The organism is Bifidobacterium erythrocebi, from assembly GCF_012932675.1.
Taxonomy (GTDB): Bacteria; Actinomycetota; Actinomycetes; order Actinomycetales; family Bifidobacteriaceae; genus Bifidobacterium; species Bifidobacterium erythrocebi.
The window spans coordinates 71,484-94,000 of the sequence record NZ_JAAIIF010000009.1 but is presented as its reverse complement, the minus strand read 5'-3'; the positions used below and the strand labels follow the sequence as shown (position 1 = coordinate 94,000).

The following is a 22,517-nucleotide window of genomic DNA, read 5'->3' as shown; positions in this document are numbered from 1 at the left end:
ACGCCAGGCATGATATGAAATCCGATGCGGATCATCGAGGGGGATGAGAGCAATGTTGTTCCGTCGTGAACGAGGAGTCAAGGGAAGAGATACCGGTAAACGGCGTCGGCACGTCAATGTCGCCGTATGGATCGTGATGTCCATCATCGTGGCGGCAGCGGTCAGCGTGGGGGCGTGCGCGGTATTCCTGCCCGACCGGCCACCGGCACTATTGGGCGCTTCGGGGGAAATCACCGAAGCTAAAGTATCCACGCAGCAATACAACGGGTCGCAGACCGTTACCCTCATCCCCAGCATTTCGAACAGCCGCGCATTGCTCGGCAACAGCAACGGCACCGTAACCGCAGACTATTCGAGCGGCGGGCTGGCATCCGGCCGCGCGTGCATGCGTGTGAACGATCGTGCCGTCATCGCACTCAACACCGCCATACCGCTTTACCGCGACCTGCATGTGGAGGATCGTGGTCAGGATGTTCGGGCGCTCAACAACGAGCTCAATCGACTCGGATATCTGTCCGATCCGGACAGTGACCGCTACTCGTGGAACACGCAGCAAGGGTGGAAGCAACTGATGGTGGACAACGGTTCCGATAGTGACGGCACTCTGCAGCTTGCCGATATCCTGTGGATTCCCGAACAGAGCATCAGCGTCGGCGATTGGCAGGGCACTGCCGGCGCGAACGTCACGCAAGGCACACAGATCGGCGAAATCCCGGGAGCGCTCGTCAAACTCAGCATCAAGAACGCCACACCGTCGGACCAAGACCGCATCATCACGGTGTACGGGCAGTCGACCACCCTGCCCGCAGGTCAAACAGCCATAGACAATGCCGACTATCTCAAACAGGTGTCGGCTACCGAGGAATACCAGTCCCAGACCAAGGAAACGCTTGCCGCTGGCATCAGCGCCACGCTTGCGCTGCCGCAAGCCATCAACGCGCTGCGTGTACCTGCTGGAGCGGTCTACGGCATCAACGGCAATAAAGGTTGCATCATGACGCCGGATGGAACGTCGCATACCGTCAGCATCGTAGGGTCGTCGCTCGGCGTGAGCCTTGTGCAACTCGGTTCCGATGATGCCGCCTCCATCACTTCGGTGGCCGTGGGGTCGAAGATCGCGGGCGCGACATGCTCCTGAAAGCAGTAGGATTGGCACACCGTTTCCCGGGAACGGACGTGCTTTTCGAACACCTTGATTTCACCATCGCCCCCGGGCAGACCGTCGCGCTTTGCGGGCCATCGGGATGCGGCAAATCCACATTGCTGTCCATTCTTGCGGGATGGGTCAAACCGTGGGCCGGGCATGTGGAACGCGAAGGCATTCACCGCATCGGATGGGTATTCCAGAACCCATACGGCGTACCCGAACGAACCGCGCTCGACCATGTGGTCTTTCCGCTGCTCTGCCATGGCATGAGCCGACGCGAGGCGATCCCGGAGGCTAAGGATGCCATGGGATTGTTCGATCTGGACTATGCGGCGGATCGTAGATTCTCCGAACTGTCCGGAGGTGAAGCGCAGCGGCTCATGCTCGCGCGTGCGGTGTGCTCGCATCCCGACGTGCTGCTGGTGGATGAGCCGACCGCCCAGTTGGACACGCGAACCGCGGGTTCCGTCAGCGAAGTGTTGGGCAATCTCGCCGGGCAAGGCATGATCGTCGTGGTGGCCACGCATGATCCGCGTGCGCGGGACGCATGTGGGCGAATCATCGATCTTGCGCATTACGCGCCCGCCGGCAGCATGGAGGAACAGGCAGCCTTGCCGGGCTCCGACGCAAAGTCTCAACCGTCGCGCTCTCAAACGGACGAGCCTACCGTTTCCATACCGGCAGCGGGTGGGAAGGGCGAACAATGAGATTGCGATCGATTGTTTCCGAAGCCGTACGCAACATCAGCGCGGGAACCGCGCGTGCCGCATGGTTCTTTCTCATCGTTCTCATCACCGGACTGCTGCTGGGCGGGTATGAAGCCACATCCATCGTGCGGCTTGAACAGGAGGCCGTCACACGCATCGCAGCCGACGCGGACACCAAGGCGCTGGTCGGAGCCGGCGTAGATGGCGTGGCCTGCGATGCGCTCACCCAAGTCGATAACGGGCCAACCTTGTCCGGAGCGGCACGGGCCACGGACAGCATCACTGCGGCATCCACACCGGGCATGGAACTGCCCGCATACGAAGTGACGCCGGGATTCATACCGTTGCTCGTTTCGGGCGGCGAGGACGCGGCGTCTTCCGCCAACGATTCCGGATCGCAGGCGTCTTCAACGTCGGGAACGAACGGAACCGTCGATACGTCCGGCATATGGGTTTCCACGGACGTGTCCCGCGATTTCGGCCTCGTCAAAGGCAGCGTCATGCAAACTAACCATGGTGATATGACGGTCGCGGGTGTGTACTCCTGGCCCAATGACGGGCGTGATTCCAGATTCGCCTACGCGGCGATCGTGCCGGTATCCGCGTCGTCGGGCACCTTCACCGAATGCTGGGCCAAGCAATGGCCGGTCACCGAGCAGACCGACGAACTGTTGCGTTCCACGGCCATCGTCACCGCGTCGGATGGCAATACGGCCGTCGCCCAAGTCAACAAGTCCTTCGACAGCCGTTATGACGCGGCATCCAGTTACGCGCATCGCATGTCCGCATGGCTGCCGTATGTGGCCTTAGGCGTCGGCATCATCGTCGGCGTGATCTCCGTGCGACGTCGGCGGCTCGAATACGCCGGAGCGTTGCATATCGGCCAGTCCAAAGCCGCGCAGATGCTCGGCATGCATATCGAAACGCTTATCTGGTCGGGGCTTGCAAGCTTGGCATGCGTGGCGTTGCTATGCGCATACTGTTGGCGAATGTCCGTGGATGGGTGGCTGGAGATATTCCTCGCCGCCTGCCGGGTGCCGGCCATGACCTTCGCCGGTGTCACCGTCGCGACGTTCCTTGCCGGGATATGCGTGAGAGAATCCCAGCTCCTGCGCTTCTTCAAAAGCAGATAGTTCAAAAGCGGATAGTCTGCGGTGGCGAATGCCATGGGCGGGACGGACACGGTATTGCGATAGTCATGGCGGGGCTTTATGGTGGAGAGCGACACGGGAGCTGCCCCATATGGCGGCTGAGAGGAGATCGTGAGGATCTCGACCGATGGAACGTGCGCGGGCAATGCCGGGCACGGATATTGTCGCTCTTATTTCCCGTGCCTTGAAACCCCGCCGGCGCATTGCGTCGACCTGAGAAGAAAGGCACTTGCCATGTCTGCAACAACCATCAGCAAACCCAATTTCAAATGGCGCGTCGTCGACATCGCCGTCGCATCCGTGATCGGCGTCGCATCGGCTCTGATCTACTGGCTGGTCTCCATCGTCACCGCCGCACCGTGGAGCGTGCTCGAAGCCGTGGTCCCCGGCCTTGCTGGCCTGTTCAACGGCCTGTGGCTGTTCGCCGCACCGCTTGCGGCGGTCATCGTGCGTAAGCCCGGCGCCGCGATCTACGCCGAAGTGGTCGGCGGCGTGCTCGAAGCGCTGCTCGGCAACCAGTGGGGCGGCCTCGACACCTTCTCCATCGCCCTCGCGCAGGGCGTGACCGCCGAAATCGCCTTCCTCATCTTCGCCTACCGAAAGTGGAACATCGGCACCATGCTGCTTTCCGGAGCACTGTCCGGCGTCGGCTGCTGGGCCTACAGCTTCTTCACTCACCTGCAGGCCATCGACATCGCCGGCTCCTACGGCGTCGTCTACCTCATCACCACCGTCGTTTCCGGCACGCTGGTCGCCGGTCTGCTCATGTGGTTCCTGTACCTCGGCATCGCCAAAACGGGTGCGCTCGACAAGTTCGCGTCCGGCCGCGAGGTGCGCGGCTTGAACTGACCCGTTCCCGCAACACCCGCCGATACGGCCCGCAACGGTCCGCGACGAACCGATGCGGGCCGTATCGATACGTTCCGAACACCCATGCCGGAAACGGCGAACCTCATCATGAGAACCACAGCAAGTACAGCAAGGATCGTCACAGTGCCTGAATCTTCAGCAACACCTGCCATCACACCGTTTCAGAACGCCGCATTGCGTTTCGAACATTGGGGGTACCGTCACGCGTCGCGCAAGCATTTCAGCGTGCGCGGGCTCGACCTCAACATCGAAGCCGGGCAGCGCGTGCTGCTGTTGGGCGCGTCCGGCATTGGCAAATCCACCATTCTCGAAGGCGGGGCTGGGCTGCTCGGGTCCGGCGAATACGTTCAAGGCACGGAAACCGCGGATGACGGTACGGTAGCCGTGGTCGACGCCGAAGGCGGTGCGACCGAAGGGCGCGTGCTGGTGGATGACGTTCCCGTACGTGAAGCGAGAGGGCGCGTGGGCCTGGTATTGCAGGACCCGGACGCGCAAGCCGTGTTCCAACGGCTCGGCGACAATGTCGCCTTCGGCCCGGAGAACCTCAATGTGGAACGCGATGAGATCTGGAAGCGTGTGGACAGCAGTCTCGCCGCAGTCGGGTTGAAAGGTCTGCAACTGCACCGTTCCATCACCCATCTGAGCGGCGGGCAAATGCAACGGCTCGCCTTGGCCGGCGCATTGGCGATGAGGCCCGGCGTGCTGCTGCTGGACGAACCCACCGCGAATCTTGACCCCGACGGCGTCACACAAGTGGTGGGCGCGGTGCGTGACGTGCTTGACGAATTCCATTCGACCATGGTGCTGGTGGAGCATCGCGCCGAGCCGTGGATCGACCTGATCGACCGCGTGGTCGTGCTGGGATCCGCCGAAGACGACGGGGAAACCGGTGGTAAGGGCGGCAGTGAGAACAACGGCGAGAACCGTGGTGAAGGCAGCGAGAACAACGGCGAGAACGGTGAACGCCGTACCGTCATCGTCGCGGACGGCACCCCGGACGAAGTATTCAACGATCCGAACCTCGATTTCGCGCAGCTCGGCATCTGGGTGCCGGAACGATACATGCGCGACGAATACCGCATCGCCCCCATCCACGTCGACGGCGAACCCGACTACCCGGCCCGCGAAGGCACCGGCGAACCGGTACTCCACACCCATGATCTCGCCATCGGACGCAACGGCACAGCGGTGGCGACCGGCATCGACCTCGCCTTCAAACAAGGCCAGATCACCGCGGTGGTCGGCGCGAACGGCGCCGGCAAATCCACACTCTCGCTCACCCTCGCCGGCCTGCTCGAACCGGTAAGCGGCGACGTGGAAGCATCGCGCTCGCTGGCGGAAGGCGCTCGCGGCACACACCCCAGCTCATGGAAGTCCACCGAACTTGCATCCCGCATTTCCTACGTGTTCCAAAACCCCGAACACCAGTTCGTCAAAGGCAGCGTGCTTGAGGAAGTGATGCTCGGGCCGCTGCGCACCGGCGTTGATGAACAACAGGCCAAGGAGCGTGCGCTCGGTTTGCTGGAACGATTCAACCTGCTGCGTTATGCGAACGCCAACCCGTATACGCTGTCCGGCGGCGAGAAACGCCGACTTACCGTGGCTTCGGCTCTGGCCGCCGCGCCGCGCGTGCTGATCCTCGACGAACCGACCTTCGGGCAGGATCGCAACACTTGGATGCAGATGGTGGAACTCATCCAAAGCCTGCGGTCGGACGGTGTGAGCATCATCGTCGTCACGCACGATAGGGAACTGGTCACGGCTTTGGACGCGCGCGTGGTCGAACTGCTGCCTGAAAACGCCGCATTGGAATGGAACGTCCCCGGGGAGAAGACGGGCGATGCTTCGCCTTGCGGCGACGGCGTGATTCCGGTAAGCCAAGTGAACACGCGTGACGAGCGGGAACGCCAATCCAGCCGTTCGCCGTTCCTGGCTTCGCTCAACCCCGCGTACCGTCTGATCGGCGGTTTCCTCGCGGCGCTGCCCATGCTGCTGAGCCTCGACTGGCTTTCCTCGGGAAGCATGCTCGTAATGGAATTCATCATTCTCATGGCCATCGGCATCATGCCATGGCAAACGGTGAAATCGACCTGGCCGGTGTTCATCGGTGCGCCCTGCTCCGCGCTGGCCGTACTGCTGTACGGCAAGTCAGGCGGCAACCTGTGGTGGCAGTGGGGGTTGATGCATGTTACCGACCGTTCCGCGGAACTCGCCTTGGCAACGGCGTTGCGTATTCTCGCCATCGGCATTCCCGCGATCATCGCCGTGCTCGGCATCGACTCCACTGATCTGGCGGATTCGTTCAGCCAGATCCTGCACTTGCCCGACCGTTTCGTGTACGGCGGCTTGGCGGGCATGCGCCTGTTCTCCGTCCTGCAGGACGATTGGGCCGCGTTGACTGCATCCCGCCGTTCGCGCGGTTTGGGCGACGACAGCAAGATTCGCGCGTTCTTCCCGCAGACTTTCGCGCTGCTGGTATTGTCCATCCGGCGCTCCACCACGCTGGCCACGGCCATGGAGGCGCGAGGATTCGGCGGAACCGGGCCGCGCAGCCACGCCCGCGTGAGCACGGTGCACACGCGCGACAAGGTGTTCCTGGTGGCATGCCTGGCATTGCCGCTGATCTCGCTGAGCCTGGCGCTGGCCTTCGGCACGTTCTCCTTCTTCGGCAACTGACGGCACCGATCGGCGCAGCCGGACGGAGCATCGCATACGACGCGTACGACGCATATGGCGCGGGAACGCCGCGAATGTCTGCTTGGGCGGTAGGGTGGAGAGCATGCCAATCAACGCTCAACTGCTTGACAATCCAAGATCCGATCGTGTCCGCAGAATCGCGGACCTCAGCCGTACCAAGGCCCGTCGCAAGAACGGCCGGTTCCTCATCGAAGGGCCCCAGGCCGTGCGCGAGGCCGTACGCTACTCGTCCGACGTCATCACCGACATCTACGTGGCCGGTGACGAGGACGGCATCGACTCCGACGTGCTCGCCGACATCGCGCAGCGCGCGCTCGACAAATCCGCCGACCTGTACATCCACACCGCCACCCGCGAGGTGATCGACCACATCAGCCCCGACGCCCAGGGCGTCGTCGCCGTGGGCGACATCGACAAGCTTCGCGCCGGCATGAAGGCCGAAGTGGAGAAGGCCTCCTCGTATTCCAGGGGCATGCGCGTCGCCGCGTTCTGGCAGGTGCGCGACCCGGGCAACGCGGGCACCGTGATCCGTGCCGCGGACGCCGCCGGATGCGACGTGGTCGTCTTCGTCGACGACTGCGTCGACATGCTCAACCCCAAGGTGATCCGCTCCACCACCGGCTCGCTGTTCCACATCCCCGTCATCGCCATGGGCACCAACGACTTCTTCGACTGGATGAAGGAACAGGGGCTCGACGTGTGGGCGGCGGACGTGTACGGTACGCGCAAGCGCAAGCCGGAATCCCTGCCGGACGTGCTCGACCATATGCGCGGCGAGGACCACCGCAAGGACGGGTACGCCGTCCTGTTCGGCAACGAGGCCCGTGGGCTCAACGGCAAGACGCTCGAACAGTGCCAGCGCATCGTGTCCATCCCGATGTATGGCAAGGCGGAATCGCTCAATCTGGGCACCTCCGCTGCCATCATCCTGATGAGCCTCGCGTTCACACGCTAGCGTCCATCACGCCTATTCGCGCCGGGCATCGGTAGAACGATACACATGCCCGGCCGCCGAGTCTTCGCAGGCGGTCCCGCAGGCACGTCGGCAAGCATGCGCCGCCGGTGTCCAAGAAGTGAAGCCGGGAGCTTAAGCGGTCGAGTAGGCGTGAAAGAATGTGTGTCGGTAAAGTGCTTGGAAACACTATCGTTCCAAGGAATATTAGAAAGGGAGACCGTGGCAGAGGGTATGGTGTTTGACGCCCAAGCGGTAAGCGATGCGGTCGCTGAAGGCATCGCCAAAATCCAGAACGCCTCCAGTCTGGAGGAACTGAAAGCCATCAAAACGCAGTACGCCGGTGCGGAATCGGCGATGACCAAGGCCAGCAAGGCCATCGGTTCGCTGCCCAAGGACCAGAAGAAGGAAGCCGGCCAGCTCATGGGCAAGCTCCGCGCCGACTTCGGACGCGCATACGGGCCGCGCGAAAAGGAACTGAAGGCCGCAGAGGAAGCCGCGGCGCTCGCGGCCGAAACCGTCGACATGACACTGCCGGTCAATCGCAAGCCGCTCGGCGCGCGTCATCCGCTCGCCAAGCTGATGGAAGACGTCGAGGACTTCTTCATCTCCATGGGCTGGCAGATCTCCTCCGGCCCCGAAGTGGAAAGCGAGTGGTACAACTTCGACGCGCTGAACTTCGGCCCCGACCATCCTGCACGCCAGATGCAGGACACCTTCTACGTGAAGGGCAACCAGGCCAAGGATGCCGCCGGCTTCGTGGGCAGCAACATGGTCGTGCGCACCCAGACCTCCTCCGATCAGGTCCGTGCATTGATCGACCGCGGCGTGCCGCTGTACATCGCCAGCCCGGGCCGCGTGTTCCGCACCGACGAGCTCGACGCCACCCATACCCCGGTGTTCCACCAGTGCGAGGCGCTCGCCGTGGACAAGGGCCTGACCATGGCCGATCTCAAGGGCGTGCTCGACAAGCTCGCCGTGGCCATGTTCGGCCCGGAAGCCAAGACCCGTCTGCGCCCGAGCTACTTCCCGTTCACCGAGCCGAGCGCCGAGCTCGACCTGTGGTTCCCCGATAAGAAGGGCGGCCCGGGCTGGCTCGAATGGGGCGGCTGCGGCATGGTGAACCCGAACGTGCTGAAGTCCGCGGGCCTTGACCCGAACGAGTACACCGGCTTCGCGTTCGGTGTCGGAATGGAACGAACGCTGCTGCTGCGCAGCGACATCAACGATATGCACGACCTCGTGGAGGGTGACGTGCGTTTCGCCGAACAGTTTGTGATGGGGGAGTGATTGCCCATGCCTATGGTTGATATTGATTGGCTCAAGAGCCATGTCGAAGTCCCGGACGATCTGACATACGAGCAGCTCGCCAAGGATCTGGTGAAGGTCGGTCTGGAAGAGGAGGAGATCCACTCCAGCCAGGTCACCGGCCCGATCGTGGTCGGCTACGTGGTGGATGCCACGCCCGAACCGCAGAAGAACGGCAAGATCATCAACTGGTGCCATGTGGACGTCGGCGACAAGTACAACGAGGTCGACGAGAACGGCAACAAGGTGCCGCGCGGCATCATCTGCGGCGCGCCGAACATGGCCGCCGGCGAGAAGGTCGTAGTGACTCTGCCGGGTGCCGTGCTGCCCGGTGATTTCAAGATTGAGCCGCGCAAGACCTATGGCCACATCTCCAACGGCATGTGTGCCTCCGAGCGTGAACTCGGCTTGGGCGACAACCACGACGGCATCATCCTGCTGCGCAACTACGGCTTCACCGAAGAGGAATACGAGGCTTTGAAGCCGGGCGACGACGCCATGCATCTGCTGCATCTCGATCAGCCGCTGCTGGAGATCAACATCACCCCGGACCGCGGCTATACGCTGTCGTACCGTGGCGTGGCGCGTGAATACCATCATTCCACGGGCGCCAAGTTCACCGACCCGGTGATCGCGCTGAACAAGAAGGTGCCTACCCCGGCATCCGCCCTGCCCGACGTCAAGCCCGACATCGAAGTGCAGATCGACGACAACAATCCGATTCACGGCGTGCCCGGCTGCGATCGCTACTACGCACGCATCGTGCGCGGCTTCGACCCCGCCGCACGCACTCCGAACTGGATGCGCCGCCGTCTGACCCGTTGCGGCATGCGTTCCATTTCGCTGGCCGTGGATGTGACGAACTATGTGATGATGGACCTGGGCCAGCCGATGCACGCTTACGATCTGGACAAGATCGAAGGCCCGATCGTGGTTCGTCGTGCGAACGAAGGCGAGAAGCTCGTCACGCTCGACGGCAAGGAACATGAGCTGAGCACCGAGGACCTGCTGATCACCGATTCGCCGAACGGCAACCGTTCGTCCCGCATTCTCGGCATTGCCGGCGTGATGGGTGGCCTGTACGGCGAGGTGACCGCCGAAACCAAGAACGTGCTGCTGGAAGCAGCGCACTTCGACCAGGTGTCGATCGCCCGTTCCGCTCGCCGCCACAAGATTCCTTCCGAGGCGTCCCGTCGCTTCGAACGCGGCGTCGATTACGCCCTGCAGCCCGCTGCGGCGCAGATGTGCGCCGATCTGCTGGCCGAATACGGCGGTGGCACCCCCAGCGACACCCCGAACGACGTGAACAACACCAAGCATCGCAGATCCATCCAGTTCCCGACTTCCGAGGTCGCTCGCGTGGCCGGACTCGACACCGATGTGAACACCATCTCCAAGATTCTGACCGATATCGGCTGCACCGTCGCCGGCGGCGGCAACGGCGAGTTCTCCGTCACCGCGCCGACCTGGCGCCCGGACCTCAATGAGCCGTGCGATCTGGTCGAGGAAGTGGCTCGACTGGTCGGATACGACGAGATTCCGGTACGTGTGCCCGCGGCCCCGGTCAAGGGCGAGGTCGGACTGACCGCCGATCAGCTGCGTCGCCGTCGTGTGGCGGACGAGCTGGCCGAATACGGCATGGTCGAGGCGCTGAGCTACCCGTTCGTCGGCGATGAGGACTACAAGGCGTTCGGCTATGATCCGGAGGCCACCAAGAAGGTCAGCGTCGAAATCGCCAACCCGCTGTACGGTGACCGCCCCTACCTGCGTCGTCATGTGCTGCCTACGCTTGCCGCCACCGTGCAGCGCAATATTCGCCGTGGCATCGAGAACGTAAGCCTGTATGAACTCGGGCATGTCTACCTGTGGAATCCGGACGCGCCGGCCATTCCGGCCCTGCCTGGCGGTGTCAAGCCCACCGAGGAGCAGCTCAAGGCCCTCGACGCCGGCCTGCCGGACCAGCCCGACCATGTTGCCGGCATCTTCACCGGCCTTGCGGAGAACACCGGCTGGATGGGCGGCAAGCGACCGGTCGATTGGTCCGACGCCGTTGAGGCGGTGCGCCGCATCGCCAGCCGTCTTGGCGCCACGATCGAACTGAACCAGCCGGCCGCCGAGGATGTTCCCGCGCAGTGGCATCCGGGCCGTTTCGCCTACGTGGATGCCGATGGCAAGCACATCGGCCTGGTCGGCGAGCTGCACCCGCATGTGAACGAGGCCTTGGGCTTCCCGGCGCATTCCAGCGCGTTCGAGCTGAATATGACCGACCTGTTCGCCACGCTCGACGGCAAGCCGGTGCAGGCCAAGCCGATCTCCACGTTCCCGCCGGTCAAGCAGGATCTTGCGTTCACCGTGGACGGTTCCGTGACCGCCGCCCAGCTTGAGCAGGTGGTGCGCGAGGCCGCCGGCGAGGATCTGGAATCCATCGAGCTGTTCGACGTGTTCACCGGCGACCAGGTGGGCGAAGGCAAGAAGTCGCTCGCCTTCGCCGTGGTGTTCCGCTCGCCGAACAAGACGCTGAGCGCCGAGGACAGCGAGGCCATTCGCGCCCGCATCGTCGAGGCCGCCGCTCAGCTCGGAGCGCAACTGCGCGCCTAAGCGCGGATATGATTATGGGGTGTGCGTCGGCTACGGCGTGCACCCCATTGCCGTTCGGCGCAATGCCGGCACGATCGAAGAAGTAGGTAATCGGTATGGACGACCATAAGCAGCCTGAATACGGGCAGACCAAGCAACCGCAATACGGGGCCATGTCCGGGCAGTATCCGGGCTACGACCCGTACCTGTACGGCAAGCCGGAACCGGCGCAGCCGGCGGACGGCGCCAACGCGGCGCAGCAGAATCCGGCGAACGGCCAGCAGCCCGGAGCCCAGCCCTACTTTGGTCAGAACGGTCAGAATACGCAGAACGGCCAGCAATATGCCGGCCAGCAAGGCCAGCCGTATAATCCGTATGCGCAGCCGAACCCGTACGCGCAGCAGCAGAACCAATACAATCCGTATGGCGGTCAGCCGCCGCAGCCGAACATGCCGCGTATTCAGTACCTGAACCCCGACGATCCTGCGCAGAACCCGTTCTACGGGCATTGGGATTCGTATGCGATCGTGGCGTTCGTCTGCTCGTTGGTCTTCTCCGTTCCGGTGCTTCCCGCGGTCATCGGCGGATTGTCGCTGGTACGCACCAAAAGACTGCATATGAAGGGGCGCGGGCTGGCCATCGCGGCCATCGTCATCAACGTGCTGACCACGCTGCTGCAGGCATATCTGCTGATCAGAGGCATCAGCGTCAACGATCTGTATGCGCAGATGTTCAATATGTATTCGGGCGGCGGCAACGGCGGCGGTGCCGGCGACGGGTCCATCTCCGCGTAGCGTGCGCGTGCTCTGCTGCATGTGCTGACACGCTTCGTTTTCCTTCTCGGGTCGTATGGCGGTGTACCGTCATGCGGCCCTTTTCTATGCGTTTCGCCTATATGCCGAGGCCTTTTGGCGCGGTCGGGGTCGCGCGAAGAACAGTGTTGGCGGCGCGAAACGCTGAAATGCATAATTATGCATTAGTCTGTATATCGCTGTATGCTCGGGGAAGTTACCAAGTCAAAAGGATATGAATATGGCGAAATACACGGTTGCCGTGGCGGGTGCCACGGGCTATGCGGGTGGCGAGGCGCTACGCATTCTCGCGGCCCATCCGGATTTTGAGGTGACCTGTGTGGCTGGGCACTCGTCCGTGGGCGAGTCCATGGCGAAGCATATGCCGCACATTCCCCAGCTGGCGGATCTGGTGGTGGAAGACACCACCGCGGAAGTGCTCAACGGGCATGATGTCATCATCCTCGCCCTGCCGCACGGCGCATCCGGCAAGCTCGCCGCACAGCTCGATCCCGAATCCGTCGTCGTGGATCTCGGCGCGGATCACCGCCTTGAGGAACGCAGCGCGTGGGACGCCTTCTACGGTGGCGACTTCTACGAGCATTGGACCTATGGCATGCCCGAGCTGATCGTCGGCACCGACGAATCCGGCGCATACCTGCGCCAGCGCAGCGCGCTTCCGGGAGCCAAGCGCATCGCCGGTCCGGGGTGCAACGTCACCGCCACCACGCTGGCCATGCAGCCGGGCATCGCCCAGGGGCTCATCGAGCCCAAGAGCGTCGTGGCCGATCTGGTGGTCGGCTACTCCGGTGCGGGCAAGAACCTCAAGCGCACCAACCTGCTCGCCGCCGAGGCGCTGCAGGCGGCCTTGCCCTATGGCGTGGGCGGCACGCATCGTCATATTCCCGAGATCCTGCAGAACTTCGCGCATGCCGCAGGCAAAAGCGCCGCGGACGCGAAGGACTTCACACTGAGCTTCACACCCGTGCTCGCACCGATGTCCCGTGGCATCCTCGCCACGGTGAGCGCGACCATGAGCGACAAGGCCAAGTCCATGACCGACGCGGAGATCCGCGAGGTGTGGACGAAGGCCTATGAAGGCCAGGACTTCATGGTCGTGCTGCCCGAGGGCGCACTGCCGTCCACCGGCAACATCATCGGCTCGAACGCCGCGCACCTGCAGGTCGTCACCGACCGCAACGCAGGGCGCATCATCGCGTTCGCCGCGATCGACAACCTGAACAGAGGCACCGCCGGCCAGGCGGTGCAGTCCCTGAACATCGCCTTGGGTCTTCCTGAGGATCAAGGCCTTACCAAGATTGGAGTGGCACCGTGAGCGTTACTTTTGCACAGGGCTTTTCCGCCGCAGGCGTGGAAGCCGGTATTTCCTCCGTTAAGGGCAAGAAGGATCTCGCCCTCGTCGTCAACAACGGTCCGCTTAATGCTGCCGCAGGCGTGTTCACCTCGAACCGCTTCTGCGCCGCACCGGTGCAGTGGTCGCGAGGCATCGTGGCGGACGGCAAGCTCAAGGCCGTCATCCTGAACTCCGGCGGCGCGAACGCCTGCACCGGCGAACCCGGCTTCGCCCAGTCCAAGAAGACCGCCGAAACCGTGGCCGAACTGGTCGGCTGCGACAGCCACGACGTGGCGGTGTGCTCCACGGGCCTGATCGGCGAACTGCTGCCGCTCGACAACGTGCTGGACGGCGCGAAGAACGCCTACGCCGCTCTTGCGGATACCGCCGAGGCGGGGTCGGATGCGGCGCACGCCATCATGACCACCGACACCAAGCCGAAGACCGTCGAGCTGACCGGTTCCACCGGCTGGAAGATCGGCGGCATGGTCAAGGGATCCGGCATGATCGCCCCGCAGCTGGCCACCATGCTGTGCGTCATCACCACCGACGCCGTGGTGTCCGCAGGCCAGATGCAGGCCGCGCTCGCCGTGGCCACCGACCACTCCTTCAATCGCATCGACGTGGATGGCTGCATGTCCACCAACGACACCGTGCTGCTGCTCGCCTCCGGTGCCTCCGGCGTGGAGCCCGACCCGGACGAGTTCAACAAGCTCGTGCAGGAGGCCTGCGCATCCCTCGCACGTCAGATCGTGGGCGACGGCGAAGGCGCAAGCCACGACATCCGCATCACCGTCACCGGTGCCACCAGCGAGGACGCGGCGCTTGCCTGCGGCCGTGCCGTCGCCGCGTCGAACCTGCTCAAGTGCGCCATCAGCGGCAACGACCCGAACTGGGGTCGTATCGTGTCCTCCCTGGGCACTGTTCCCGCCGAAGTCGCCCCGTACAATTCGACCGCAGTGACCGTCGACGTCAACGGCGTGCGTATCTGCGAGAACGGCGGAGCCGGCCGTGACCGCAGCGAGGTCGACATGACCCCGCGCGAGGTCCATATCGACATCGACCTGCATGCGGGCGACGCCGAGGCGACCGTCTGGACCGACGATCTGACCAACGACTACGTGCACATCAACGCCGACTACGAGAGCTGAACCGCAACTCCTGATCTCTGGATGGGACGGGATACCGGGAGGCGTTCGCCTTGTGGGCGACAGGCGGTCCGATGGGTGTTATGAGACATGAAGCTTGGCCTATCGGCCTGAAGGATGTCGAATAACGCCCATCGGACCGCCCCACCGGCATGATGAAGCGAAGAATCGAAACTAGGAAGAATATGAGTGAACTAAAGGGACCCGGATTCCACTTCGACGTGCACACCGATCTGCGCGCCGATCAGAAGGCGGAGGTGCTCATCGAGGCGCTGCCGTGGCTTGAGGAGTTCGCGGGCCAGCGCATTGTCGTCAAGTATGGCGGCAATGCCATGATCGACGAGCATCTCAAGGCGTGCTTCGCCGAAGACATGGTGTTCCTGCGCCAGGTGGGCCTGCATCCGATCGTGGTGCATGGCGGTGGCCCGCAGATCTCCCAGATGCTCAAGGCCTTGGGCATCAAGTCGGAGTTCAAGGGCGGCCTGCGCGTGACCACGCCGGACGCCATGGACGTGGTGCGTATGGTGCTTACCGGCAAGGTGTCGCGCGAACTGGTGGGTCTGATCAACGCGCACGGCCCGTTCGCAGTCGGCCTGTCCGGCGAGGACGGCGGCCTGTTCTCCGCCATGCAGCGTCATCCCGTCATCGACGGCAAGCCCACCGACATCGGCCTGGTCGGCGATGTGGTGAGCGTGGACGCGTCCGCCGTGGAGGATCTGGTGAACGCCGGGCGTATCCCGGTCGTGTCCTCCGTCGCGCCGAACGAGGACGACGCCACCGAAGTGCTTAATGTGAACGCCGATTCCGCTGCCGCCGCACTGGCCGCTGCGGTCGGCGCAAGCAAGCTGGTCATCCTTACCGACGTCGACGGCCTGTATGCCGACTGGCCAGATCGCGGCTCCCTGATCGGCCGGATCGGCGTGGAGACGCTGCGCGACATGCTTCCCGACTTGGAAAGCGGCATGAGGCCGAAGATGGAGGCCTGCGTGCGCGCCATCGACGGCGGCGTGCCCAAGGCCCATATCATCGATGGACGCAAGCCGCATTCCATCCTGAACGAGATATTCACCTCCGCCGGCATCGGCACCATGGTCGTGCCCGATGACGGCATCGAAATGAGGAGTTCCTATGAACGCTGACAACACCAAGAACTTGGATGTGCTGGGTCCCAACGACGACAAGTGGCTGGGGGAGTACTCCCAGGTGCATATGAACGTGTTCGGCACGCCGCTGCGCGTGATGGACCACGGCGAAGGCACCCATGTGTGGGATGTGGATGGCAACCGCTACCTCGACTTCCTGGCGGGCATCGCCGTCAACTCGCTCGGCTACGCGCACCCCGCATGGGTCAAGGCGGTCAGCGAGCAGGCCGCGAAGGTCGCCCATGTGAGCAACTACTTCGCCTCCGAACCGCAGATCGAGCTGGCGGCCAAGCTGATCGAGCTGGCCGGCGCCCCGGAAGGCTCCCGCGTGTATTTCGGCAACTCCGGTGCCGAAGGCAACGAGGCGGCCATCAAGATCGCCAAGCTGCACGGTCGCACTCTGGCCGATGACGGCTCCTCCCGCATCATCGCGCTGGTGAACGGGTTCCACGGCCGTACCCTGGGCGCGCTGTCCGCAACGTGGAAGCCCGCGATCCGCGAACCGTTCCAGCCGCTGGTGCCGAACATCGAGTTCGTGGAGGCGAGGGATACCGAGGCGCTGAAGAACGCCTTCGCCGCTACCGGCAAGGACGGCAAGGGCCCGGTCGCTGCCGTCATGATGGAGCTGATCCAGGGCGAGGCCGGCGTGCGTCCGGTCGGTGCCGATTTCGTCGCATATGCACGTGAGCTGTGCACCGAGAACAACGCCCTGCTGATCATCGACGAGGTGCAGACCGGCATCGGCCGTACTGGTTCCTGGTTCGCCTTCCAGCGCAAGGAACTGTCCGGTGGTGTCAAGCCGGATGTGGTCACGTTCGCCAAGGGCGTGGCCGGCGGCTTCCCGATGGGCGGCATGATCGCGTTCGGCTCCAAGGTCGCCGATCTGTTCACCCCGGGTTCGCACGGCTCCACCTTCGCCGGCAATCCGCTGGGTGCCGCAGCAGGTCTTGCCACGCTGTCCACGATCGAGCAGGAGCACCTGTTCGCCAACGTCGAGGCCCGCGGCGCCCAGCTGCGCGACGGCATCATGGCGAGCGGCAACCCGCTGTACGAATCCGTGCGTGGCTGCGGTCTGCTCGACGCCGTGCAGCTGAGTCATCCGTGCGCCCACGCCGTGATGAACTGGTGCCTGGAGCATGGGCTCATCGTCAATGCGGTGCGTGCCGACGCGTTGCGTTTCGCCCCGCCGCTGATCGTCAGCGAATCCGATGTCGAGGAGGCGCTGGCCATCCTCAAGGCCGTTCCCGCCGACCTGCCCGACGACTGACGGGCATACCGCCGCCCCGTTCCGGTCGAGCGGGGCGGCAGTCGCACGAATCACCGTTGAATCGTGCGCCATACGACACAACACAACGTAAGGAGACAACATGGCAACACCCGAACTGCGCCACATGCTGCGCGATGATGACCTGAACCATGAGGAACAGAAGCAGGTTCTGGAGCTGGCCATCAAATTCCACAAGGACCGCTTCTACCATCGTCCCTTCGAGGGGCCGCAGGGCATCGCGGTGATCTTCGACAAGCCGAGCACCCGCACCCGCTCCAGCTTCTCCATCGGCGTGGCCGAACTCGGCGGCTACCCGCTGGTGATCGACAAGTCCGGCTCCCAGCTGGGCCGTGGCGAGCCGGTGGCGGACACCGCCCGCGTGCTCGACCGTATGGCGTACGGCGTGGTGTGGCGCACCTTCGGCCAGGACCGTGTGGAGGAGATGGCCAAGTACAGCTCGCACCCCGTGGTCAACGCGCTGACCGACGAGTTCCATCCCTGCCAGATCCTCGCCGACTTCCAGACCATCGCCGAGCATCGCGGCGGCGTGGACAATCTGAAGAACCAGACCATCGCCTATCTGGGCGATGCAGCCAACAACATGGCGAACTCGTACCTGCTGGGCGGTGCCGTCGCCGGCATGAACGTGCGTGTGGCCGGTCCCAATGGCTACCTGCCGGATCCGCAGATTGTGGCCGATGCCGAGGCCATCGCAGCCGAGAACGGTGGCTCCATTCTGGTCACCACCGATCCGAAGGAGGCCGTGGCCGGTGCCGACTGCGTGTTCACCGACACGTGGGTCTCCATGGGCGAGGAGGCGGAATACGCCATCCGTTCGAAGCCGTTCTGGGATTACCAGGTGAACGCCGAGCTCATGGCCCAGGCCAAGGACGACGCCATCTTCCAGCACTGCCTGCCGGCATACCGCGGCAAGGAGGTCACCGCCGAGGTCATCGACGGGCCGCAGTCCGTGGTCTGGGACGAGGCCGGCAACCGTCTGCACGCGCAGAAGGCATTGCTTACCTGGCTCGCCGGCAAGGCCCGTGGCGACGAAAGCCTGCTGGCATGAGCGAGCCCACACCGATGCAGCGTCCAGCCAGTCGTGCCGCTCGATTGAGCGCCATCGAGCAGGCGTTGCTGACCCATATCATCACCTCGCAGGCGCAGCTCTCCTCGGTGCTGGCCAGCGAAGGCATCGAGGTCACGCAGGCGACGCTGAGCCGTGACCTCGATGAGATGAACGCGTTCAAGCGGCGCATGCCGGACGGCACCATGGCGTATGCCGTGGGGCATGCGGACGAGGACGACCGCCCGTTGGACGGCAAGGCGGAACAGCAGATGTCGCGCGCCCTCAACGGACTGGTCACATCGGTGGCCACGGCGAAGAACCTCATCGTGGTGCACACCCCTTCGGGCGCTGCACAGTATGTGGCCTCCGTGCTGGACAGACAGAGCATTGAGGGCGTGCTGGGCACCATCGCCGGCGACGATACGGTGATGATGATCTGCTCCGACGACGAAAGCGCGGGGCAGCGTGCCGATTGGCTGCTGACCTTGGCCTCCAAGTAGGCCGTTGCATTCCCGGTGCTCCTGCATGTATTTGGCCCGGTGTGGCGAGTGATTGTTCACCTGCCGCGCCGGGTTTTGCCGTATATGCCGTATGCTGGCTGCGCGGTTTTCCGGGTGTTATGCGTAATATCGCATGGAATATGACACGCCGTGCATAAATATACGTAGCTCTGTATATACTTGCATAAGCTTTGTTTGAAGAAAGGCAGCTCATGGCAGATAAGAATCGTCTTGTTCTGGCGTACTCCGGTGGTCTGGATACCTCCGTCGCCATCTCGTATCTGAAGGAACGTACCGGCAAGGATGTCGTGGCGGTCTCCCTTGATGTCGGTCAGGGCGGCGAAAGCCTTGAGACCATCAAGGAACGCGCACTGGCATGCGGCGCCGTCGAGGCATACGTCGTCGACGCCCGCGACGAATTCGCCAACGAATACTGCATGAAGGCCCTGAAGGCCAACGCCATGTACGAAGGCGTGTACCCGCTGGTCTCCGCCATCTCCCGCCCGCTCATCTCCAAGCATCTGGTGCGCGCCGCCCACCAGTTCGGTGCGGACACCATCTCCCACGGCTGCACCGGCAAGGGCAACGATCAGGTCCGCTTCGAGGTCTCCATCGCCTCCATTGACCCCACGCTGAAGGCCATCAGCCCGATCCGCGATCTGTCCCTGACCCGTGACGTGGAAATCGCGTTCGCCAAGGAACACGAGCTGCCGATCGTGCAGACCGAGAAGAGCCCGTTCTCCATCGACCAGAACGTGTGGGGCCGCGCCATCGAGACCGGCTTCCTGGAGGATCCGTGGAACGCCCCGACCAAGGACTGCTACTCCTACACCGACGATCCGGCGTTCCCGCCGGTCGAGGACGAGGTTGTCATCGAGTTCAAGCAGGGCGTGCCGGTCAAGATCGACGGCCGCGACGTCACCCCGCTGCAGGCCATCGAAGAGATGAACCGCCGCGCCGGCGCACAGGGTATCGGCCGTATCGACCTCATCGAGGATCGTCTGGTCGGCATCAAGTCCCGCGAGCTGTACGAAGCCCCGGGTGCCGTGGCGCTCATCACCGCCCACCAGGAGCTCGAGAACTGCTGCCTCGAACGCGAACAGCACCGCATCAAGCGCGACATCGACAAGCGTTGGGCCGAACTGGTCTACGATGCGCAGTGGTTCAGCCCGGCGACCCAGTCCCTGAACGCCTTCATCGAAGACACCCAGAAGTACGTCAACGGCGAGATCCGCATGACGCTGCACGGCGGCCGCGCAGTGGTCACCGGCCGTCGCTCCGACAGCTCCCTGTACGACTACAACCTGGCCACCTACGATTCCGGCGACAGCTTCGATCAGAAGTCCTCCAACGGCTTCATCGACATCTACGGTCTGCCGAGCCGTGTGGCCGCGGCCCGCGACGTCAAGTTCGGCAATGGCATCGAGGTGCCGAGCAACACCGTCGAGTGAGCCTGCGCCGTTCATTGACGGCATCGCAACACTGAAGGAAAGCCCCGCCGCCCACCCCATACGGGTCGGGTCGCGGGGTTTTCTCGAAGCGGCCCGCAATAAAACCCGCCGGCATCGTGCGGCGGGACGCATCCGCTAGAATTTCCCCTTCCCAAGCTAAGGTAAGAACCATGACTGAAAGCAACAACGAACATCTGGCCCTGTGGGGCGGCCGCTTCACTTCGGGCCCCTCCGCCGCCCTGGCCAGGCTCTCCAAGTCCACCCAGTTCGACTGGCGTCTTGCCGACGACGACATCGCCGGCTCCCGCGCCCACGCCCGCGCACTCGGCCGCGCCGGCCTGCTCACCGATGACGAGCTCAACCGCATGGAAGCCGCGCTCGACGAGCTGCAGCGCAACGTCGACGACGGCACGTTCGCCCCCATCGAGGACGACGAGGACGAGGCGACCGCGCTCGAACGCGGCCTCATCGATATCGCCGGCGACGAACTCGGCGGCAAACTGCGCGCCGGGCGTTCCCGCAACGATCAGATCGCCTGCCTCATCCGCATGTGGCTGCGCCGCCATTCCCGCGTGATCGCCGGCCAGCTCATCGACCTCATCAACGCGCTGATCGACCAGAGCGTGAAGGCCGGCAAGGCCGTCATGCCGGGTCGCACCCACATGCAGCACGCCCAGCCGGTGCTGCTCGCGCATCAGCTCATGGCCCACGTATGGCCGCTGATCCGCGACATCCAGCGCCTGATCGATTGGGATAAGCGCATCAACGCCTCCCCGTACGGTTCCGGCGCGCTCGCCGGCAACACCCTCGGCTTGGATCCGGAAGCCGTCGCCCGCGAGCTCGGCTTCGGTAAGGTGACCAGCAACTCCATCGACGGCACCGCAGCCCGCGACCTCGTCGCCGAATTCGCGTTCATCGCCGCCATGACCGGCGTCGACATCTCCCGCCTGTCCGAGGAGATCATCATCTGGAACACGCAGGAATTCGCCTTCGTCAAGCTCGACGACGCCTACTCCACCGGTTCCTCGATCATGCCGCAGAAGAAGAACCCCGATATCGCCGAGCTCGCACGCGGCAAGTCCGGCCGTCTCATCGGCGATCTCACCGGTCTCATGGCCACGCTGAAGGGCCTGCCCACCGCCTATGCGCGTGATCTGCAGGAAGACAAGGAGGCCGTGTTCGACCAGGTGGACACCCTCGAAGTGCTGCTGCCCGCCTTCACCGGCATGGTCGCCACCATGCGCTTCGACACCGAGCGTCTGGCCGCCGAGGCTCCCACCGGCTTTGCCCTGGCCACCGATATCGCCGAATGGCTGGTCAAGAACAGCGTGCCGTTCCGCCATGCGCATGAGCTTTCCGGCGCATGCGTCAAGATCGCCGAAGGCCGTGGCGTGGAGCTGTGGGATTTGACCGATGAGGACTTCATCGATACGTTCGCCGCGTTCCTGCCGGCCGAAACCGCGCCGAAGGTGCGCGAGGTGCTCTCCAGCGACGGTTCCGTCGCCTCCCGTAACGGCAAGGGCGGCACTTCGTACAATCGTGTGCGCGAGCAGATCGCCGACGCCAAGCGTGAGACCGAGGAGCTCAAGGTGTTCGCCGACTCCACCAGCGACGGCCCGGCCTACAAGGCTCCGGAAACGCTGCGCTGAACCGTGCCCGCTTTCCGGGCGGTCAAGCCGTTGAAGCCCCGTATGGGGGAGCGGCTATCGGATGATGACTGACAGACCCGCCGTTCGAGCGATCGTTCGGTGGGTCTGCGTATGTTTGCTCCCGTATGGTTCATCCCATCGAATGAGGGTGCCCGGGGTCGATTCGCAATACACTCGGATGCGGCGGGAGCCGCGGGCAAACGCGCGGCGATCAACGGATGCAAAAAGGAATACACGGTGCTGACAAGGGTTCAGATTCAACGATTGGTCTATAAGCATGGTCGTGAGGTGTTCGAACACGACCATATGGAGGTCGAGAAACGCTGCTACCAGCATGGTGCGGTGACCACGTTCGCGCATTCGATTCGCGTCGCCTGCCTGGCGGTCTGGCTGGCCGACCGTCTGCATCTGTGGTACCGCGTCGACCTGCACGCCCTGATCAGGTCCGCGCTGCTGCACGACTACTTCCTGTATGACTGGCACGATTGGGACAACGGCACGCATCGCCTGCACGGCTTCACCCATGGCCATACCGCGTTGCGCAATGCGGCGCGCGATTTCGACCTCAACCATATCGAGCGCGACGCCATCGCCAAGCACATGTTCCCGATGACGCCGGTGCCGCCGAAGTACATCGAAGGCTACTTGGTCACCATGGCGGACAAGATCAGCGCCACCAGGGAGACCTTCTCCCGCAGCCGTTTCCATAAGCCGATGCTGCACAAATGAGAACGCAG

At 63.7% G+C, this 22,517-nt stretch carries 17 protein-coding genes and 1 pseudogene; all 18 read left to right on the top strand.

The window, feature by feature from the left end; translation table 11 throughout:
• The first annotated feature begins 136 nt into the window (after positions 1 to 136).
• The 18 genes and pseudogenes from G1C98_RS06250 to G1C98_RS06165 all read left to right on the top strand — a co-directional run bounded on the left by G1C98_RS06250 (position 137) and on the right by G1C98_RS06165 (position 22,509).
• Positions 137 to 1,138 (top strand): hypothetical protein, encoded by a 1,002-nt coding sequence (locus tag G1C98_RS06250; RefSeq protein WP_240944936.1) that lies wholly within the window; start codon positions 137 to 139, stop codon positions 1,136 to 1,138.
• A pseudogene (locus G1C98_RS06245) lies at positions 1,129 to 1,848 on the top strand (ABC transporter ATP-binding protein); the annotation flags it as partial. The gene G1C98_RS06250 and the pseudogene G1C98_RS06245, both read left to right, overlap by 10 nt.
• Positions 1,849 to 1,850: 2 nt before the next feature.
• A complete protein-coding gene (locus G1C98_RS06240; RefSeq protein ID WP_169080306.1) occupies positions 1,851 to 2,987 on the top strand; it encodes a hypothetical protein in 1,137 nt (378 codons plus the stop codon).
• A 252-nt stretch (positions 2,988 to 3,239) separates the two neighbouring features.
• Positions 3,240 to 3,854, top strand: coding sequence for an ECF transporter S component (locus tag G1C98_RS06235; RefSeq protein WP_169080304.1), 615 nt, complete (start codon positions 3,240 to 3,242; stop codon positions 3,852 to 3,854).
• An 84-nt stretch (positions 3,855 to 3,938) separates the two neighbouring features.
• Positions 3,939 to 6,551 carry an ATP-binding cassette domain-containing protein gene (locus G1C98_RS06230; protein ID WP_417852299.1) on the top strand — a complete coding sequence of 871 codons (2,613 nt, stop codon included), beginning with the start codon at positions 3,939 to 3,941 and terminating at the stop codon, positions 6,549 to 6,551.
• A gap of 103 nt (positions 6,552 to 6,654) precedes the next feature.
• Positions 6,655 to 7,527 (top strand): TrmH family RNA methyltransferase, encoded by an 873-nt coding sequence (locus G1C98_RS06225; RefSeq protein WP_169080300.1) that lies wholly within the window; start codon positions 6,655 to 6,657, stop codon positions 7,525 to 7,527.
• A 231-nt stretch (positions 7,528 to 7,758) separates the two neighbouring features.
• Complete coding sequence (pheS, locus tag G1C98_RS06220; protein WP_205831929.1) at positions 7,759 to 8,814, top strand: phenylalanine--tRNA ligase subunit alpha; 1,056 nt, start codon at positions 7,759 to 7,761, stop codon at positions 8,812 to 8,814.
• 6 nt (positions 8,815 to 8,820) lie between these two features.
• A complete protein-coding gene (gene pheT / locus G1C98_RS06215) occupies positions 8,821 to 11,430 on the top strand; it encodes a phenylalanine--tRNA ligase subunit beta (protein ID WP_169080296.1) in 2,610 nt (869 codons plus the stop codon).
• 95 nt (positions 11,431 to 11,525) lie between these two features.
• The gene (locus G1C98_RS06210) at positions 11,526 to 12,203 is read left to right on the top strand and encodes a DUF4190 domain-containing protein (RefSeq protein WP_169080294.1); all 678 of its coding nucleotides are present in this window, start codon (positions 11,526 to 11,528) and stop codon (positions 12,201 to 12,203) included.
• Positions 12,204 to 12,441: 238 nt separating this feature from the next.
• Positions 12,442 to 13,536, top strand: coding sequence for an N-acetyl-gamma-glutamyl-phosphate reductase (gene argC, locus G1C98_RS06205; RefSeq protein WP_169080292.1), 1,095 nt, complete (start codon positions 12,442 to 12,444; stop codon positions 13,534 to 13,536).
• A complete protein-coding gene (gene argJ, locus G1C98_RS06200; protein ID WP_169080290.1) occupies positions 13,533 to 14,705 on the top strand; it encodes a bifunctional glutamate N-acetyltransferase/amino-acid acetyltransferase ArgJ in 1,173 nt (390 codons plus the stop codon). Before argC ends, argJ begins: the two co-directional genes overlap by 4 nt.
• 182 nt (positions 14,706 to 14,887) lie before the next feature.
• Complete coding sequence (gene argB / locus G1C98_RS06195; RefSeq protein ID WP_169080288.1) at positions 14,888 to 15,841, top strand: acetylglutamate kinase; 954 nt, start codon at positions 14,888 to 14,890, stop codon at positions 15,839 to 15,841.
• Positions 15,831 to 17,111: an acetylornithine transaminase gene (locus G1C98_RS06190; protein ID WP_169080286.1), complete on the top strand. Its 1,281-nt coding sequence runs from the start codon at positions 15,831 to 15,833 to the stop codon at positions 17,109 to 17,111. Before argB ends, G1C98_RS06190 begins: the two co-directional genes overlap by 11 nt.
• Positions 17,112 to 17,211: 100 nt before the next feature.
• Positions 17,212 to 18,180: an ornithine carbamoyltransferase gene (argF, locus tag G1C98_RS06185; RefSeq protein ID WP_169080284.1), complete on the top strand. Its 969-nt coding sequence runs from the start codon at positions 17,212 to 17,214 to the stop codon at positions 18,178 to 18,180.
• Positions 18,177 to 18,680: an arginine repressor gene (argR, locus tag G1C98_RS06180; RefSeq protein WP_169080282.1), complete on the top strand. Its 504-nt coding sequence runs from the start codon at positions 18,177 to 18,179 to the stop codon at positions 18,678 to 18,680. The genes argF and argR overlap by 4 nt, the downstream gene beginning before the upstream one ends.
• 212 nt (positions 18,681 to 18,892) lie before the next feature.
• Positions 18,893 to 20,131, top strand: coding sequence for an argininosuccinate synthase (locus G1C98_RS06175; RefSeq protein ID WP_169080280.1), 1,239 nt, complete (start codon positions 18,893 to 18,895; stop codon positions 20,129 to 20,131).
• A gap of 170 nt (positions 20,132 to 20,301) precedes the next feature.
• A complete protein-coding gene (gene argH / locus G1C98_RS06170) occupies positions 20,302 to 21,780 on the top strand; it encodes an argininosuccinate lyase (protein ID WP_169080278.1) in 1,479 nt (492 codons plus the stop codon).
• 237 nt (positions 21,781 to 22,017) lie between these two features.
• Positions 22,018 to 22,509, top strand: coding sequence for an HD domain-containing protein (locus tag G1C98_RS06165; RefSeq protein ID WP_169080276.1), 492 nt, complete (start codon positions 22,018 to 22,020; stop codon positions 22,507 to 22,509).
• Positions 22,510 to 22,517: the final 8 nt, after the last annotated feature.

Excerpts from the sequence above, each read along its gene's own strand:
- argB (WP_169080288.1), top strand. The coding sequence starts at position 14,888 with ATGAGTGAACTAAAGGGACCCGGATTCCACTTCGACGTGCACACCGAT.
- G1C98_RS06235 (WP_169080304.1), top strand. The coding sequence starts at position 3,240 with ATGTCTGCAACAACCATCAGCAAACCCAATTTCAAATGGCGCGTCGTC.
- pheT (WP_169080296.1), top strand. The coding sequence starts at position 8,821 with ATGCCTATGGTTGATATTGATTGGCTCAAGAGCCATGTCGAAGTCCCG.
- G1C98_RS06225 (WP_169080300.1), top strand. The coding sequence starts at position 6,655 with ATGCCAATCAACGCTCAACTGCTTGACAATCCAAGATCCGATCGTGTC.
- pheS (WP_205831929.1), top strand. The coding sequence starts at position 7,759 with ATGGTGTTTGACGCCCAAGCGGTAAGCGATGCGGTCGCTGAAGGCATC.
- G1C98_RS06190 (WP_169080286.1), top strand. The coding sequence starts at position 15,831 with ATGAACGCTGACAACACCAAGAACTTGGATGTGCTGGGTCCCAACGAC.
- G1C98_RS06250 (WP_240944936.1), top strand. The coding sequence starts at position 137 with ATGTCCATCATCGTGGCGGCAGCGGTCAGCGTGGGGGCGTGCGCGGTA.
- argR (WP_169080282.1), top strand. The coding sequence starts at position 18,177 with ATGAGCGAGCCCACACCGATGCAGCGTCCAGCCAGTCGTGCCGCTCGA.
- G1C98_RS06210 (WP_169080294.1), top strand. The coding sequence starts at position 11,526 with ATGGACGACCATAAGCAGCCTGAATACGGGCAGACCAAGCAACCGCAA.
- G1C98_RS06230 (WP_417852299.1), top strand. The coding sequence starts at position 3,939 with ATGCCGGAAACGGCGAACCTCATCATGAGAACCACAGCAAGTACAGCA.
- argH (WP_169080278.1), top strand. The coding sequence starts at position 20,302 with ATGACTGAAAGCAACAACGAACATCTGGCCCTGTGGGGCGGCCGCTTC.
- argF (WP_169080284.1), top strand. The coding sequence starts at position 17,212 with ATGGCAACACCCGAACTGCGCCACATGCTGCGCGATGATGACCTGAAC.
- G1C98_RS06240 (WP_169080306.1), top strand. The coding sequence starts at position 1,851 with ATGAGATTGCGATCGATTGTTTCCGAAGCCGTACGCAACATCAGCGCG.
- G1C98_RS06175 (WP_169080280.1), top strand. The coding sequence starts at position 18,893 with ATGGCAGATAAGAATCGTCTTGTTCTGGCGTACTCCGGTGGTCTGGAT.
- argC (WP_169080292.1), top strand. The coding sequence starts at position 12,442 with ATGGCGAAATACACGGTTGCCGTGGCGGGTGCCACGGGCTATGCGGGT.